This window comes from Klebsiella sp. BIGb0138 (genome assembly GCF_004342285.1).
GTDB lineage: Bacteria > Pseudomonadota > Gammaproteobacteria > Enterobacterales > Enterobacteriaceae > Klebsiella.
Genome location: NZ_SMCV01000005.1, coordinates 309,847 through 326,619, shown reverse-complemented (window position 1 = coordinate 326,619; position 16,773 = coordinate 309,847). Strand labels below are relative to the sequence as shown.

Annotated in this window: 14 protein-coding genes and 1 tRNA gene; 5 read left to right on the top strand and 10 right to left on the bottom strand. The window is 58.5% G+C overall.

Going from position 1 to position 16,773, the window contains the following annotated elements:
* Positions 1 to 157 precede the first annotated feature (157 nt).
* Positions 158 to 1,417 (top strand): nucleoside permease, encoded by a 1,260-nt coding sequence (locus EDF73_RS14265; RefSeq protein ID WP_132729762.1) that lies wholly within the window; start codon positions 158 to 160, stop codon positions 1,415 to 1,417.
* 40 nt (positions 1,418 to 1,457) lie between these two features.
* Here EDF73_RS14265 and citG read toward each other — a convergent pair whose 3' ends face one another.
* From citG to EDF73_RS14225, 8 genes are read right to left on the bottom strand one after another with little or no spacing between them, the layout of a single operon-like run.
* Positions 1,458 to 2,261, bottom strand: coding sequence for a triphosphoribosyl-dephospho-CoA synthase CitG (citG, locus tag EDF73_RS14260; protein WP_132729761.1), 804 nt, complete (start codon positions 2,259 to 2,261; stop codon positions 1,458 to 1,460).
* Positions 2,239 to 2,778: a citrate lyase holo-[acyl-carrier protein] synthase gene (citX, locus tag EDF73_RS14255; RefSeq protein WP_132729760.1), complete on the bottom strand. Its 540-nt coding sequence runs from the start codon at positions 2,776 to 2,778 to the stop codon at positions 2,239 to 2,241. The genes citG and citX overlap by 23 nt, the downstream gene beginning before the upstream one ends.
* 4 nt (positions 2,779 to 2,782) lie before the next feature.
* Positions 2,783 to 4,300 (bottom strand): citrate lyase subunit alpha, encoded by a 1,518-nt coding sequence (citF, locus tag EDF73_RS14250; protein ID WP_132729759.1) that lies wholly within the window; start codon positions 4,298 to 4,300, stop codon positions 2,783 to 2,785.
* Between the two features lie 10 nt (positions 4,301 to 4,310).
* Positions 4,311 to 5,186: a citrate (pro-3S)-lyase subunit beta gene (gene citE / locus EDF73_RS14245; RefSeq protein ID WP_132729758.1), complete on the bottom strand. Its 876-nt coding sequence runs from the start codon at positions 5,184 to 5,186 to the stop codon at positions 4,311 to 4,313.
* Entirely contained in the window at positions 5,183 to 5,476 is a 294-nt protein-coding gene (gene citD / locus EDF73_RS14240) for a citrate lyase acyl carrier protein (protein ID WP_132729757.1), read from the bottom strand. The genes citE and citD overlap by 4 nt, the downstream gene beginning before the upstream one ends.
* Before the next feature lie 16 nt (positions 5,477 to 5,492).
* Entirely contained in the window at positions 5,493 to 6,512 is a 1,020-nt protein-coding gene (citC, locus tag EDF73_RS14235) for a [citrate (pro-3S)-lyase] ligase (protein WP_132729817.1), read from the bottom strand.
* Positions 6,513 to 6,525: 13 nt separating this feature from the next.
* Positions 6,526 to 7,389 carry a fumarylacetoacetate hydrolase family protein gene (locus EDF73_RS14230; protein ID WP_132729756.1) on the bottom strand — a complete coding sequence of 288 codons (864 nt, stop codon included), beginning with the start codon at positions 7,387 to 7,389 and terminating at the stop codon, positions 6,526 to 6,528.
* Between the two features lie 17 nt (positions 7,390 to 7,406).
* On the bottom strand, positions 7,407 to 8,768 hold the full coding sequence (locus EDF73_RS14225) for a 2-hydroxycarboxylate transporter family protein (RefSeq protein ID WP_132729755.1): 1,362 nt from the start codon (positions 8,766 to 8,768) through the stop codon (positions 7,407 to 7,409).
* A gap of 346 nt (positions 8,769 to 9,114) precedes the next feature.
* Here EDF73_RS14225 and EDF73_RS14220 point away from each other — a divergent pair, with 346 nt between their 5' ends.
* Entirely contained in the window at positions 9,115 to 10,740 is a 1,626-nt protein-coding gene (locus EDF73_RS14220) for a sensor histidine kinase (protein WP_132729754.1), read from the top strand.
* A complete protein-coding gene (locus EDF73_RS14215; protein ID WP_132729753.1) occupies positions 10,730 to 11,422 on the top strand; it encodes a response regulator in 693 nt (230 codons plus the stop codon). Before EDF73_RS14220 ends, EDF73_RS14215 begins: the two co-directional genes overlap by 11 nt.
* Before the next feature lie 69 nt (positions 11,423 to 11,491).
* Here the strand turns inward: EDF73_RS14215 and EDF73_RS14210 are convergent, their stop codons facing one another.
* Positions 11,492 to 13,627, bottom strand: a complete 2,136-nt coding sequence (locus EDF73_RS14210; protein WP_132729752.1) for an ornithine decarboxylase — start codon at positions 13,625 to 13,627, stop codon at positions 11,492 to 11,494.
* Positions 13,628 to 14,068: 441 nt separating this feature from the next.
* Between EDF73_RS14210 and EDF73_RS14205 the strand changes: the two genes are divergently transcribed.
* Both EDF73_RS14205 and EDF73_RS14200 read left to right on the top strand, forming a co-directional pair.
* On the top strand, positions 14,069 to 14,782 hold the full coding sequence (locus EDF73_RS14205) for a DUF554 domain-containing protein (RefSeq protein ID WP_132729751.1): 714 nt from the start codon (positions 14,069 to 14,071) through the stop codon (positions 14,780 to 14,782).
* A 105-nt stretch (positions 14,783 to 14,887) separates the two neighbouring features.
* Positions 14,888 to 14,963: transfer RNA gene (locus EDF73_RS14200), tRNA-Phe, on the top strand.
* A gap of 461 nt (positions 14,964 to 15,424) precedes the next feature.
* On the opposite strand, the gene EDF73_RS14190 is transcribed toward EDF73_RS14200, so the two are convergent.
* A complete protein-coding gene (locus tag EDF73_RS14190; protein WP_243655219.1) occupies positions 15,425 to 16,423 on the bottom strand; it encodes a helix-turn-helix domain-containing protein in 999 nt (332 codons plus the stop codon).
* Positions 16,424 to 16,773 lie beyond the last annotated feature (350 nt).

The following is a 16,773-nucleotide window of genomic DNA, read 5'->3' as shown; positions in this document are numbered from 1 at the left end:
TATTTGCATCACAATCTAATCTGCAAATTAATGTGGATTGCATTTTTTTGCGGAAGGTAACAAAACATGACGCCGTTTACTGATAAGATTTCATCAAATAACAGTCATGAACGTTATTATAACAACACATCCCCCGCTCTCTTGTGAGGAAAATAACATGAACCTTAAGCTGCAGCTTAAAATATTGTCGTTTCTGCAGTTCTGCCTGTGGGGTAGCTGGCTGACTACACTTGGCTCCTATATGTTTGTGACGCTTAAGTTCGATGGCGCGTCTATCGGCGCCGTTTACAGCTCGCTCGGTATTGCGGCAGTCCTGATGCCCACCCTGCTGGGCATCGTGGCGGATAAATGGATCAGCGCGAAGTGGGTCTATGCGCTGTGTCATCTGGTGGGGGCAGGTACGCTGTTTATGGCGGCCCAGGTCACCACGCCAGGGGAGATGTTCTTCGTCATCCTGCTTAACTCGTTGGCCTATATGCCAACGCTGGGCCTAATCAACACCATTTCCTACTATCGCCTGAAATCCGCCGGCCTGGATATCGTGACCGATTTCCCGCCGATTCGTATCTGGGGCACCATCGGCTTTATCATAGCGATGTGGGGCGTCAGCTTCGCGGGCTTCGAACTGAGCCATATGCAGCTGTACATCGGCGCGACGCTTTCCGTGTTGCTGGCGCTGTTCACCCTGACCCTGCCGCATATTCCGGTCTCGAACCAGCAGAAAAACCAGAGCTGGAGCACCATGCTGGGCCTGGATGCCTTTGCGCTGTTCAAAAACAAACGTATGGCGATTTTCTTTATCTTCTCCATGCTGTTGGGCGCCGAGCTGCAAATCACCAACATGTTCGGGAATACCTTCCTGCACAGCTTCGATAATAACCCGCTGTTCTCCGGCAGCTTTATCGTCGAGCACGCGTCGGTGATGATGTCGATCTCGCAGATCTCCGAAACGCTGTTCATTCTGACCATCCCGTTCTTCCTGAGCCGCTACGGTATCAAGAACGTGATGCTGATCAGTATCTTCGCCTGGATGCTGCGCTTCGGTCTGTTCGCCTATGGCGATCCGACGCCGTTCGGCACCGTGCTGCTGGTGCTGTCGATGATTGTCTACGGTTGTGCCTTCGACTTCTTCAACATCTCCGGTTCGGTGTTTGTCGAGAAAGAGGTCAAACCTGAAATTCGCGCCAGCGCCCAGGGGATGTTCCTGATGATGACCAACGGCTTCGGCTGTATTCTCGGCGGCGTGGTCAGCGGGAAAGTGGTGGAGATGTATACCACTAACGGTATTACCGACTGGCAGCCGGTGTGGCTGATCTTTGCCGCCTATTCGCTGGTGCTGGCCGTCGCCTTCGTCGCCCTGTTCAAGTACAAACACGTGCGTGTGCCGGCAGGCGCTCAGACGACTGTCGCGCATTAATACGCGGTACCTCCCCTCTCCCGTTCAGGGGGGAGGGGCATTACCCGCACTTCGCTAAAACCCACCCCACCGACAAGAGATCCGCACTCCCACCCGGGCTTAAATGGCGCGCTATCAGCGCCCTGTCCATTGCCAGCAGCCGGCGGCGATCCCAGCCGTTTGTCAGCAGCGTTTGCGCATAGTTCTGCACATACCTCAGCCCGTCCATTCCGCCGCGCGCTACCAGATTGCTGTCCGGATTCACCGCCATCAGGCGCAGCAATAAATCATGCAGCTGGCGACCGTCCCAGCGGGGCAAGACGCTGCGCACCGTCGCAAAACCGCTTTCCGCCTCGCCGCGCGCGCCGGTTAACCCCCACTGCTGAAACTGGCGTTCGCCTGCGGTGGCCGCCCCGCGACGCCCCGCCAGCTCGCGCGCCACCAGCCCGCGGCAAAGAAGACTCACCTCGGCGCAGAGGCTTTCCGCGCTGACATTGCGCAGGCGTCCGGCGGCAAAACAGAGCAGGCCGAGAGCGAATATCCCGCCCTTGTGCGTATTTACCCCGCCGGTCGCCGCATACATCGCCTGCTCGCAGGCAATGCCCATCGGGCGAAGCCGTCGCAGCTGCCCGGCGGCGGGTTTCTCCGCATGGGCAAACCCCAGCTCGGCAAAGCGGGAAAACCACGGCGCCACCGCCGCAATGCTGCGGACAAACAGGGCGTGGTCCATATCGCGGTGGGAGCCGCTGTTGAGCCGATCCACCAGCCCCGGTTTCGGCGTCAGCTCCAGCTCCTGCCACAGCGCCTCCTGCGCTAAACGCGGTACGTCCACCGCGCGGCGTTTAGTCGCGAGCAAACCAGTCATGAATGATCTTCTCCACGCTCATGACCACCTGCTCCACCGGATGCCTGCGCGAGCGGGAACAGGCGTGCGCCGGTTCGTCGCAAATCAGACAGCGGCGCAGATGCAGACCCAGCGAAAGACGCCCGACATGGCCATCCTGCGGACAAATGACATCCAGATCCCACAGCCTGCCGAGCGGATGACTCTGTTCCAGCGCCGCGCAGTGGGCCTTGATCTCCGGGGCGCCGTGCGCCACGCACCACATCGCTTCCGGCCCGGTCGGCAGCCACCACACCTGGCGGTCCAGCACCGGCCAGCGGTTCTCCCACAGCAGCTGGTCGCCCATCTGGAGCGCCACCCCCATGGTATTGCGGTAGCGCGGAGTATCTTTGACCATTCCCGGCGTGACCAGGGTCAGAGAGATAATGGGTTGTTGATACCGTGTCAGCCAGTCAGCCTGACGCGCCGCACGGTGCTCTTTCGCCGCCAGCCACGCCGCCAGGCTGACACCCGCTTCCGCGGGCGTCGCAGTGGTCATATCGCTACTCCTTAACCTGGCGCACGGTGTCGATCACCCGCCCGTCGCGGTAGCGGATCACGCCGACGATTTTGTCGGTGAACGCAATCGGCTTCGGTACGCCGGTCAGCGCTATCGCCCGCGCGTACAGCGTCCCGATATCGACGATCTTCATCCCGGCCGCCGCCAGACGCGCGCGGATTTCCGGGCGCGCCGGGTTCACCGCGATGCCGTGGTCGGTCACCAGCACGTCGATACTCTCACCGGGGGTCAGGCGGGTGGTCACCCGCTTCACCACCGTTGGAATACGGCTGCGCAGCAGCGGCGCGACGACGATGGTCAGATTCGCCGCCGCCGCCACGTCGCAGTGGCCGCCGGATGCGCCGCGCATCACGCCGTCGGAGCCGGTAATCACGTTAACGTTGAAATCAACGTCGATTTCCAGCGCGCTGAGGATCACCACGTCCAGCTGGTCGCAGCTCGCCGCTTTGCTGCCAGGGTTGGCGTAGACGTTGGTGGAAATCTCCACGTGATTCGGATTACGCGCCAGCGAGGCCGCCGCCTGGCCGTCGAAGCACTGGGTATCCAGCAGCTTTTCGATGAGCCCCTTCTCATGCAGATCCACCAGGCTGCCGGTGATCCCGCCCAGCGCAAAACTCGCCTTCACGCCGCTGCGCTCCATCTTCTCTTCCATAAAGCGGGTACAGGCGGTGGCTGCCGCGCCAGAGCCGGTCTGCATTGAAAAGCCAGGTCTGAAGTAGCCGGAGTGTTCGATCACGTCCGCCGCATAGCGGGCGATCATCAGCTCGCGCGGGTTGCTGGTGACGCGCGCCGCGCCGACGCCGATCTTCTCCGGGTCGCCCACGCTGTCGACCTGTACAATGTAGTCCACCTGGTCCTGCATCAGGCTGGCGGGCGTATTAGGAAAGGGGACAAGCTCTTCGGTGAGCACCACCACCCGACGGGCAAACTGCGCGTCGACCATCGCATACCCCAGCGAGCCGCAGCAGGACCTGCCGTGGGTGCCGTTGGCATTGCCGAATTCGTCGCTGCACGGCACGCCGAGAAACGCGACGTCAATCTTCAGCTCGCCATCCTGTAATAATTTAACCCGTCCGCCGTGGGAGTGGATCTGCACCGGCTCATCCATCAGCCCGTGGGAGATGGCTTCCGCCAGCTTGCCGCGCATCCCGGAGGTGTAGATCCGGGTAATCACCCCGTTCTCAATATGCTCGATCAACGCGTCATTGCAGGTCATCAGCGAGCTGGAGGCCAGGGTCAGGTCTTTAAAGCCCATTTGCGCAAGCTTAGCGACCACGCTGTTGATCACCCGGTCCCCTTCGCGGAAAGCGTGGTGAAAGGAGATGGTCATGCCGTCCCGCAGGCCGCTGCGCGCCACCGCCTCCTCAACGGATCCGCACAGCTTACGCTGATGTTTCTCCGCCACGTCGGCCAGCCAGGGCGTGGCGCTGTGGGCGGTATCAAACGGTTGTAAATCCCGCAGGTGGGGAAAATGTTCATGGAGCAGTTCTGTCTGGTTCATTATTTTATCCTTAGCGACGCACGCCGGAAGCCGCCGCGCGTTCCAGCACCCTCTGCGCGTGGTTAATAATCGGGGCGTCAACCATTTTGCCGTTGAGCGAGACCACGCCCAGGCCGTTACGCTCCCCCTCCCGCGCGGCTTCAATCACTAATTTCGCGTGATCGACCTCCTGCTGCGTGGGCGCGTAGGCGTTGTGCAGCAGGTCAATCTGGCGCGGGTTAATCAGCGACTTACCGTTAAACCCCATTCTGCGGATCAGTTCGACTTCGCGCAGGAACCCGGCCTCGTCGTTAACGTCTGACCACACCACGTCGAAGGCATCGATCCCGGCGGCGCGAGCGGCGTGTAAGACGGCGCAGCGGGCGTAGAACAGCTCGGTACCGTCGCCGCGCTCGGTCTGCATGTCCATCACGTAATCAAAGGCCGCCAGCGCGATACCGATCAGCCGCGGAGAGCGGCGGGCAATGGCCACGGCGTTAATCACGCCAATCGCCGATTCAATCGCCGCCATGATGCGGGTGGACCCCACTTCCCGCCCGCAGTCGCGCTCGATACGTTCCAGATGCCCCTCCAGTTCGTCGATATCCTCCGGGGTATCGGTTTTCGGCAGGCGCACCACGTCGACGCCGGCGCGGACCACCGCGTCGAGATCCGCGAGGCCAAACGGCGTATTCAGCGGGTTAATACGCACCACGGTTTCGATATCCTGATACAGCGGATGCTGTAACGCGTGCCAGACCAGCAGCCGCGCGCTGTCTTTCTCGCGCAGCGCCACCGCGTCCTCAAGGTCGAACATGATGGCGTCGGGACGGTAGATAAACGCGGTAGAGAGCATGGCGGCGTTGGCCCCCGGCAGGAACAGCATGCTACGACGCAGTGAGCTCATGACAGTTTCCTCCAGTCGATCTGCGGCTCATCGGCCGCGCGCAGCACCGCACTCTGCAGGCGCGCGCGGATCACACAGTCCAGCGCCCCCTTGTCTTCCACGATAATCACTCCCTGGCGCACCTCCATCGCGCGCAGCGTCTCCTCGACCACCTGGCGAATCTGCTCGCCGAACTGCTTGATCACTTCACTGTGGATGACAATCTCCAGCTCGCCGTCGGCGGGGGCGATTTTCACCATCAGGTCGCTGGACTCCTGCGTACCGGCCAGCGCCTCCCTTACAATTTTCATAATCATTTCCTGATAGTTATGCGACTTCCGCGCGGTAGTGCGCTGCGAGATGCGCGAAAGTGGACTCCGGGACAATTTCCCGAATGCGGGAAAACTGCTGTGTCTTAAGTAAACGGCGGACTTCCGAGGCCGAAATCGCGCTGCCGCCCGCCTTGATACGCCCTGTCTCGACCACCGTGACGCGACCGGCCAGCAGCTCATGCAGCGTCTGGTTGTACTGGCGGGTAATGTCGCAAAACGGCTCCGAGCCGATAAAACGATGGGTGATGCCCAGCGCCGGCGCGATGGCGTCGCGGAAGATCAGCACGTCGATTTCGCTCCACGCCTGCTGCACCTTGCCGGTATCTTTGAGGAAGTAGGCCGGGAACGTGGCGCGGGAGATGATGTACTGCGAACCTTCGTGGACAGAGACGTTCGCCAGATGCGCCACCCCTGCCCGCACCATCTCCAGGCGGGCAGCAAACGGGAAGAATGAGGCGTCCTCGCGCACCACAAACAGGTGCAGCCAGTCGCACCCGGCCGCCGCCTGCTCCACCAGATAGCGGTGGCCGAGCGTGAACGGGTTGGCGTTCATCACGATCGCGCCGATCCGCTGACCGGGCCTGCGCTGGCGGCTTAGCGAGCGGCAGTAGCGGGTGATGCCCAGCGGCGTGTTCTCCATCAGCACCGCGTTATTTCCGCTCTGCGCGACGGGCCAGAAGCCGCTGCGGGCAAAGCGCTCTTTGTTACATGGCCGGGTGCAGAGGAAGAGGTGGAAATGGCCGCGCGCCAGCGCGGCGTTCTCGACTTCCGCCAGCAGCCGCGCGCTGAGGTTCACGCCGCGCAGCCGCTCATCCACCGCCACGCATTTAATGACGTTGCCGGCCAGCCCCGCGCAGCCCACCAGCTGCCTCCCGGACCAGGCCTCAACAAACAGGGTGATGTCGTTATCCAGGCCCAGGCCGCTGTCCGCCAGCAGATAGCGAATCTGGCTCAGGCGTTCCGGGTGTTTCACCACCTCCGTCAGCCGGAAGTCGATCGTGGCTTGCGAGTCCATCATGCCGCCTTACTCAGTGTGCCGCCGTCAGCGCGCCGGCCGGCGCTTCCATAATCACGTTGCTGAGATGACCGATATGTTCGATCTCCACCTCAATGCGATCGCCCTCTTGCATAAACAGCGGCGGATTGCGCTTTTTACCCACCCCGCCCGGCGATCCGGTGATGATCACATCGCCCGGGCTTAAGCGGGTGAAGGTGCTGATGTATTCGATCAGCTCCGCGACCTTGTGGATCATGCTGCTGGTGTTGTCATCCTGCACCATCCGGCCGTTCAGCCAGGTGCGGATCGTCAGCCGGTGCGGATCCGGGATCTCGTCAGCGGTCGTCATCCACGGGCCGAATGCCCCGGTCTGCCGCCAGTTTTTACCGGCGGTGAACCAGCTGTGCTGCCAGTCGCGGGCGGAGCCGTCCATATAGCAGCTGTAGCCCGCGACGTGGCGCAGCGCCTCTTCGCGGCGGATGTTCTCGCCGCCGGTGCCGATAATCACCGCCAGCTCGCCTTCGTAGTCAAATTCGTGAGAGTGGCGCGGTTTCAGCACCGGCGCGTTGTGCGCCGTCTGCGAATCCGCGAAGCGGACAAACAGCGTCGGCGCCGGATTGTGCTGGTCGAACTCTTTGCGCTTTTCGGCATAGTTCATGCCGACGCAGAGGATTTTTTCCGGCTGCTCAATCACCGGCAGGAAGGTGACGGCGTCCATCGGCACATCGACCGTATCGTTGAGATAGCGGCCGGCTTCCGCCAGCCCGTTGCCCTGCAGCAGCGCCTTAAGGTCGGCATAGCGATCGCCGAGGCGACGACCCAAATCGATCATCCCTTCCGCCTTGACGATGCCGAAGCTGCGGGTGCCCTGATAGATAAAACTTGCGAGTTTCATGATGTTTTCCTGAAAACTTAAACGAGGAAGTTGCCGAGAACCAACAGCGAGATGGAGACGTTGATCGCCCCGCCGATGCGGGTGGCAATCTGGGCGAACGGCATCAGGCTCATACGGTTGCCGGCGGTCAGAATCGCCACGTCGCCGGTGCCGCCCTGCCCGCTCTGGCAGCAGGAGACGATGGCGACATCAATCGGATGCATGCCGATCTTTTTACCGACGAAAAAGCCGGTCGCCACCAGCGCGGAGACGGTGCTGACAATCACCAGCAGGTTGCTGACGGTGAAAGCGTTGACCAGCTCATGCCACGGGGTGATGGCTACGCCGACGGCAAACAGAATCGGGTAGGTTACCGAGGTCTGGAAAAACTTATAAACCACCTGCGAACCTTCGAGAATGCGCGGAGACACGCCGTTAAACAGCTTCACCAGCACCGCCATAAACAGCATGCCGACCGGCGCAGGCAGGCCAATCAGCTTGTGGCCCAGCATTCCCAGCATGTAAAGCAGCACCGCCAGCAGCGCGCCGGAGGCAATCGTGGTGACGTCGACTTTGCCGGAGGATGCCGGCTGAGAGGCGCTTTCATCGGTATTGGCGCGATTCGGCATCAGCTGACCTTCGCCGGTCAGATGCGGGTAGCGTTTGCCAAGTTGGTTCAGACAGCCGGAGATAATGATGGCGGTGAGGCCGCCCAGCATCACCATCGGCAGCACCCGGCCCAGCGCCACGCCCTGATCCATATGCAGCAGCGCCGCATAGCCGATCGACAGCGGGATCGCCCCTTCACCCACGCCCCCCGCCATGATCGGCAGAATGATAAAGAAGAAGATCTGGAACGGTTCGAGGCCGAGCGCCAGCCCCACCCCCATGCCGACGATCATGCCGACGATTTCCCCGCACAGCATCGGGAAGAAGATGCGCAGGAAGCCCTGGATCAGTACGGTACGGTTCATGCTCATGATGCTGCCGACGATAATGCAGCAGATATAGAGATAGAGGATGTTGGTGGATTTATAGAACTTCGTCGTCGACTCCACTACCACGTCCGGCAGCAGGCCGTAATAAACCAACGCGGAGGGAATAAAGGTGGCGCAAATCGCCGCCGCGCCGAGCTTGCCGACAATCGGCAGACGCTTACCGAATTCACCGCAGGCAAAACCAAAAAACGCCAGCGTGGCGACCATCACCACGATATCGCTCGGCAGCTTGCCGCCCAGACAATCGATGGCGATCAGCAGCCCGGCCAGAACAAACAGCGGCAGAGGAATAATGCCAATTTTCCAGCTATCCATAATATGCCACCAGCGCTCTTTGAGCGATGGTTTCTGAATATCAAGCGGGTCGTGGGTAACAGAGAAAGAATCGTCAGTTGTGCTCATAATTAAGCCCCTTGGTTATTTTGTAGATGCAGCTTAAAGTTCCAAAGACGCACTTAATGTGAGGATCGACATATTAAAAGCAAAACTTTAATGGCCTCTATGGTTTTAATGGTTTCTTTTATTTAATGTGATTAAGGCTTTATTTATTGGCGTGGTTTTTATGGTTTATTTTCTTAATTGAACAAACAAATAACATTTATTAACCTGGTGTTAAGATCCGCTTCCGTGCGGCTAATTTCCTGACACATCGCGCTGTGCAAGGGATCACAAGTTTCCGGTAAACCAGGTGCCAGCAGGAAAAAAGATGATATCTTAGCCACTTCCGTTGATACCGTGCGTGATAGTTATGAAAGTGTCATTTCAGATCAAGCTGTTTATTTCACTGACGGCCTTTTTCTCGGTGCTCCTTGTGCTGCTGGGTAGCTATTATTATGTCGATGTCGAAAAACAGCTATATCTGGAAATGAGCACCCGGGCAAAAATACAGGCAGAAGAAATCGCACTTATTCCCGGATTACGTCATGATGTCGTCCGCAAAGATATTCCAGCGATCGCTGATTTCATGCATAAAATAGCGGCCCGCAGCGACGCCAGTTTTATTGTCGTCGGCGATAACCAGGGCCGCCATTTGTTTCATTCGGCCTTCGCTGACCGGGTCGGTACCCTGCTCGTCGGCGGCGATAATGACGAGGTGCTGCGCGGTGAAACCACCACCACCATTCGCCAGGGAGGACTCGGGATTTCGTTGCGCAGCAAGGCGCCAATACTTAACGACGGCGGCCAGGTGGTCGGTATTATTTCAGTGGGCTATCTCACCAGCTACCTCGATACCGTTACCGTCAGCAAGGTCGTCAATATTCTGCTCGCCGCCGCTCTGCTGCTGCTCGCCCTGTTTGTCTTCTCGTGGTTTTTCACCCGCGGCATCAAGAAGCAGATCTTCTCGCTGGAGCCGCGTGAAATCGGCCTGCTGGTGCGCCAGCAAAAGGCGATGATGGAGTCGATCTACGAAGGGGTGATCGCCCTCGACGACCGCTTACAGATCGAAGTGATCAACCAGGCGGCGCGCAAGCTGCTGAAGCTGAGCCAACCCGCCCGCCAGCTGCGCGGACGGCAGATCGGCGAAGCGATCGCCCCCGTCCCCTTCTTCGCGCCGCAAACGATGCTGCAGCGGGATACCCACGATGAGATCTGTCGCTTCAACGATCTCACCGTGATCGCCAGCCGCGTGCGGATCATGCTGGAGAATTCGCTGCAGGGCTGGGTGATCACCTTCCGCGATCGCAATGAGATCGATATCCTCAGCGCGCAGCTCAGCCAGGTCAAGCGCTATGTCGACAACCTGCGCATCATGCGCCACGAACAGCTTAACCGCATGACCACGCTCTCGGGCCTGCTGCATATGGGGCGCTACGAGGAAGCCATTAACTATATACAGGCCCAGTCCGAGCACGCCCAGGAGCTGCTGGACTTTATCTCATCGCGCTTTAGCTCGCCGACGCTATGCGGCCTGCTGCTGGGTAAGGCCTCCCGCGCCCGTGAAAAAGGGGTCGAACTCAGCTTCGATGCGGCCTGTCTGATGAATAGCCCCTTCTCCCCGCTTGCCGAAGCCGAGCTGATTTCAATTATTGGCAACCTGCTGGACAACGCCATTGAAGCGACGCAGCGCGCGCCGCTGCCGCACGAGGCGGTAGAGGTGCTGATTAAGCTCAACGCCCGTGAGCTGATTATTGAAGTCGCCGACCGCGGCGTCGGCATTACCCCGGCGATCCGCGAACGCATTTTTGAGCGCGGGGTCACCACCAAAACCCGCGGCGATCACGGCATTGGGCTGTATCTGATCGACAGCTATGTCACCCAGGCGGGAGGGACGATCGAAGTTGCCGACAACCTGCCGCGGGGCGCTATTTTCTCACTGTTTATTCCCGCTACGGCCACCGCCCGGGAACCGGAAGAGACCGACTATGCAACATGAACTTATCGATGTACTGATCGTAGAAGATGAGCACCAGCTGGCGCAGCTCCACGCCGAGCTGGTTGGCAAACATTCCGGCCTGCGGCTGGTGGGCATTGCTTCATCTCTGGCCGACGCACAGGCGCAAATTGCGTATAAACGGCCGCAGCTGGTGCTGCTGGATAATTACCTGCCGGACGGCAAGGGCATCACGCTGATCGGCGATGCGCTGCTGGCGCGCACCCACTGCGCGGTGATTTTTATCACCGCCGCCAGCGATATGGATACCTGCAGCCAGGCGATCCGCAACGGCGCGTTTGACTATATCCTCAAGCCGGTCTCATGGCGGCGCCTGAGCCAGTCGCTGGAACGGTTTATGCAATTCGCCGAACAGCAGCGGGTATGGAAGATCGTCGATCAGCAAAACGTTGATTCACTGTATCAACTGCAGGCGAAAAACTACCGTCAGGATAGCGGCAGCAAAGGTATCGAAGGGAACACCCTGGCGCGGGTGCAGAAGCTGTTTACCGATAATACGGCGCACTGCTTTTCGGTGGACGAAGTGGTGAGCGCCACGGGGCTGAGTAAAACCACCGCGCGCCGCTATCTGGAACACTGCGTGGAGACCCGCTTTCTCGGCGTGGAGATCCTGTACGGCAAGATTGGCCATCCACGCAGGCTGTATAAGCGCAGCGCGGTATGAACCCCGCGCCAACCTCTCTCCGGCAGAGTGCGGGAGAGAGGCCCGGCGTGCAGAGCAGCCTATGGCGGACTACTTCAGCACGTAGCCATACAGCCGCTTGATGCCGTCTGAGTCCGTTTCGCTGTAGACCCCCTGCAGTTCGGGCGAGAAGCCGGGCAGCATATTGACGCCCTCTTCCAGCGCCAGGAAGTAGCGCAGCACCGCGCCGCCCCAGACTTCTCCCGGCACCACGCACAGCACGCCCGGCGGGTACGGCAGCGCCCCTTCCGCGGCAATACGGCCTTCGGCTTCGCTTAAGCGCACCAGCTCAACGCTGCCGCGAATAAACTCGCGGTTCGCATCCTGCGGGTTCATCACCACGCGCGGGAAGCTCTGCTTACGGAACATCTCCTTTTGCAGATCCTTCACCGCAAAGCTGACGTACAGATCGTGCATCTCCTGGCACAGTTCGCGGAGGGTGTAATCGCGATAGCGCACCGGATACTTGTTGTAGATGCTCGGCAGGACGTCAGCCAGCGGCGTATCGGCTTCGATATGCTGTTCAAACTGCCCCAGCATCGCCACCAGCTGGGCCATTTTTTCTGCGCTCTCGGCGGGGGTCAACAGGAACAGAATCGAGTTCAGGTCACACTTCTCCGGTACGATGCCGTTCTCACGCAGGTAGTGCGCGAGAATGGTCGCCGGAATACCGAACCCGGTATATTCGCCGCTTTCGGCATCGATGCCCGGCGTGGTCAGCAGCAGCTTGCAGGGATCGACGAAGTACTGATCGCTCGCGTAGCCTGCAAAGCCGTGCCAGCGGGCGCCCGGCTCAAAGCTGAAGAAACGCCGCTCGCGGGCAATCGCCTCGGTTGGATGATCCTGCCATGGCCGCCCCGCAACCACCGGCGGAATAAACGGCTGGATCATTTTGCAGTTGGCGATAATCGCCTTACGCGCTTCAATGCCCAGCGCCACGCACTCGGCCCACAGACGGCGGCCGCTCTCCCCTTCATGAATTTTGGCGTTCACATCCAGCGCCGCAAACAGCGGATAGAACGGGCTGGTGGAGGCATGCAGCATAAAGGCGTTGTTCAGGCGCTTATGCGGGCAGAAGCGTGCCTGGCCGCGCAGGTGGTTATCCTTTTTATGGATCTGCGAGGTCTGCGAGAACCCTGCCTGCTGCTTATGCACCGATTGGGTGACAAAAATGCCCGGATCGTTTGCATTGAGATCCAGGAGCAACGGCGAGCAGTCCGCCATCATCGGGATAAACTGCTCATAGCCGACCCATGCGGAGTCAAAGAGGATGTAGTCGCACAGACTCCCGATTTTATCCACCACCTGGCGGGCGTTGTAGACCGTACCGTCGTAGGTGCCCAGCTGAATGACCGCCAGGCGGAACGGCCGCGGCTCATCGGCTTTTTCCGGCGCCACTTCGCGAATCAGGTTACGCAGATAGCGTTCATCGAAGCAGTGGTCGTCAATCCCACCGATAAAGCCAAACGGGTTGCGCGACGCTTCGAGATACACCGGGGTGGCACCCGCCTGAATCAGCGCGCCATGATGGTTGGATTTATGGTTGTTACGGTCAAACAGCACCAGATCGCCACGCGTCAGCAGCGCGTTAGTCACCACTTTATTCGCCGCCGAGGTGCCGTTGAGAACAAAATAGGTTTTGTCGGCGTTGAAGACCTTCGCCGCGAACTTCTGCGCGTGCTTTGCCGAACCTTCGTGAATCAGCAGATCGCCCAGCTTAACGTCGGCATTGCACATATCGGCACGGAATACGTTCTCGCCAAAGAAGTCAAAAAACTGGCGCCCCGCGGGGTGCTTTTTAAAGAAAGCGCCGTGCTGATGCCCCGGGCAGGCAAAGGTGCTGTTGTCCATCTCGACATACTGCGTCAGGGTATCAAAGAACGGCGGCAGCAGGTTCTCTTCATAGCGGCAGGCGGAGGCTTCCAGCTCCAGCCACTCCTGCTCTTTGCCGGCGATGATCGCCGTCACGCCGTCCGGCTTTACCATGTCGGTATCGGTCAGCAGATAGACCGGCAGGTTAAAGCCGCTGCGTTTGAGCAGGGAGAGGATGCCGCTGCGGCTGTCCGCCGCGGTAATGACGACTGCCGCCACATCGGTAAAATCAGTACTGTCCAGCGTCACCACGCGACGATGGGTGGACAGATGGGAGACCAGCTCGTGGCTGGCGGCAATGTGCAATGATTTCATTAGCGCGAATACCCGTTTCCGGAGAGTAAAAGGCTTCAGACAAGGTGGTGATACCTTGCCTAACGAAATGTCAGGGTCCGACTGGATTCCAGCTCCGACCGCCAGACATCAGTAAAAGCAGACCGCGTCCGATCTTACTGTTGTCCTGCAGTGAGCATGCGCTGCCTTCACCGCATGGAAGGCAGGCTATCAGGATGTAGAGTAGCAAGATGAGGCGGCTTGCGCATCTGCGCACCGCGGCAACGGCGATGATGTAGAAATGATATTGTCATCCCGGCGGCCTCATGGTTGAAGAGAAGAAAATTCGCGCAATAATGTCACCTTTGGCATACCCACGCAAGATGAATTCTTTATGCAGATATCTCGTGAACTGGCAAGCCTTTGCGCCGGTTTACATTCATAATAATGCAGTTATCAGGGATAATTAACAGGAGTTCTACTGTGATTACAGGACCTTTTATTAATGCCGGCGCGGTCCTTTTGGGCGGTGTATTAGGCGCGCTATTAAGTCAACGATTACCAGAACGGATTCGCACCTCGATGACCTCTATTTTTGGCCTGGCCTCGTTGGGCATCGGTATCCTGCTGGTCATGAAGTGCGCTAACCTGCCGGTGATGGTGCTATCGACGCTGGTCGGCGCGCTGTTCGGCGAAGCCTGCAATATGGAAAAAGGCATCAATACCCTGGTCAGCACGCTTCAGCAGTGGCTTTCACCGAAAGGGAAAACAAAAGCCCCGGCGAATACCTCCTTTATTCAGAGCTATGTCGCCATTATCGTGCTGTTCTGCGCCAGCGGTACCGGAATTTTTGGCGCCATGCGCGAAGGGATGACCGGCGACGCCAGTATCCTGATCGCCAAAGCCTTTCTCGATTTTTTCACCGCCACCATTTTCGCCTGCACCCTGGGGCTGGCGGTTTCAGCGATTTGCGTGCCGATGCTGATCATCCAGCTGACGCTGGCGGCCTGCGCGTCGCTGATTATGCCGCTGACCACGCCGATGATGATGGCCGATTTCAGCGCCGTCGGCGGGATGCTGCTGCTGGCGACCGGCCTGCGTATCTGCGGGATCAAGATGTTCGCGGTGGTCAATATGCTGCCCGCCCTGCTGCTGGCGATGCCGATTTCAGCGGCCTGGACGGCATTTTTCGCCTGAAGATGCGTGCTTTTAATTCAATCTGGTGATAGATTGTGCAGTCTGCATCGATTTAAATAAATTTCGTTGACGAAGCGAGGCGAATCGGTTTTAATGCGCCCCGTTGCCCGGATAGCTCAGTCGGTAGAGCAGGGGATTGAAAATCCCCGTGTCCTTGGTTCGATTCCGAGTCCGGGCACCACTTATTCCAGAAAAACCAGCCTACGGGCTGGTTTTTTGCTTTCTGCTGTACGGGACTCTCCATCGAACTTCGTTCGATTATTCGCGGCAGGCCGCTCACCCCTGCGGGGCCAGCGCGACAAGCGCGCTGTTCAACGCCTGCGGCGTTAGTCCGAGTCCGGGCACCACTTATTCCAGAAAAACCAGCCTACGGGCTGGTTTTTTGCTTTCTGCTGTACGGGACTCTCCATCGAACTTCGTTCGATTATTCGCGGCAGGCCGCTCACCCCTGCGGGGCCAGCGCGACAAGCGCGCTGTTCAACGCCTGCGGCGTTAGTCCGAGTCCGGGCACCACTTATTCCAGAAAAACCAGCCTACGGGCTGGTTTTTTGCTTTCTGCTGTACGGACTCTCCATCGAACTTCGTTCGATTATTCGCGGCAGGCCGCTCACCCCTGCGGGGCCAGCGGCATAAAGCAATACGTCACACCAGCGATGAGCGCCATACCCCCGGAGTACAGCCGTACTCCGTCTGGAAATGGCGGATAAAGTGGGCGCAGTCGCTAAACCCCATTCGCCTGGCAATATCCGTCACGCTTTGCTGTGAGTTTTTCAGCAGCCAGCAGGCATAGCGCAGCCTGGCGCTACGAATAAATTCCCTGGTGCTTTTACCAAACTCGGCGTGAAACAGTCGGTTGAGCTGGCGCTCGCTCAGCTGCACATTATTGGCAAGCCAGGCGGTCGTCAGCGGCCGCGTAAGGTATTGTTCAATAATCAGCACCGCCCGACGCAGACGGGAGTCGGGGATCAGGGCAATATTCGGCGGCCTGGGCGTCGCCATATCGTAGGATGCCAGAGATAAACGTTGGCAGGTGGAGGCGGCGATTTCATTTCCCGCATAGGTGCGGATCATCTCGGTCGCCAGGGTTAGCGTGGATATCCCTCCGGGACAGGTCAGGACATCTCCTTCATCAATAAAATCGAAGCCTTCTTCAGCATAGACCTGCGGAAACCGACGCCTGAACGCTTCAAGATGAAAGGGATGTATCGAGGCACGTCGTTCATTCAGCATGCCCTCCTGAGCCAGGACGAAGCTGCCGGTACCAATACCAATCAGCGGCACCAGTGCGTGATGCGCCTGAATAAGATAATCGCGATCGCCGCGCAGGCCACCGTCGATGCTGTCCAGGCTGCCTCCAATAACAGCAATGTAGTTAAATAGCTCCGGAGGAGCGTGCGCCGTATCAGGTCGGATACGGACCCCGGAACTGCTGGCGATCGGTATATCAGGATGCTCGCTTATCAGACTGAGTTTAAAGGTGATTTTCTGATTCCGCTTGAGGGCGGCCGTCGCATAACGTAGCGCTTCAATTAATCCGGATAAAGGGAGTAGAGAAAAATTGGGCCAAAGTAACAAACCAATATGCAGCTGATGCCGCATGGCGGGCGTAACTCTGCCGTAACGTTCTGATATATTGTTCATTATCTTGCCAAAATAAAATCATAATTACATTAGTGCAACATTAATGTTGCTTTTATATTTATAAAAACAGAGCGTAATACCGGATTAAGCATAAATGAGAACCGCGTAATTTGAAACGCTTTTTTATTGTTCACTCTTCAGCTATATCAAAACAACTTTTATTTTACGTTTTAATTATCCGTAAGTTACACGCTTCCGGCCGTCAGCCTGCCGGCCTCCGTAACTGGCTATTTTAGGGAAAATAAACTGCCGTAACCAGCACGTATCTGCACCAGCAGCGCGTGCAACCGCCATCATTGTCAGATTCATATTGCCCCTTCGCAGGGCGTTTCCTGAAAATTACCAAAGCA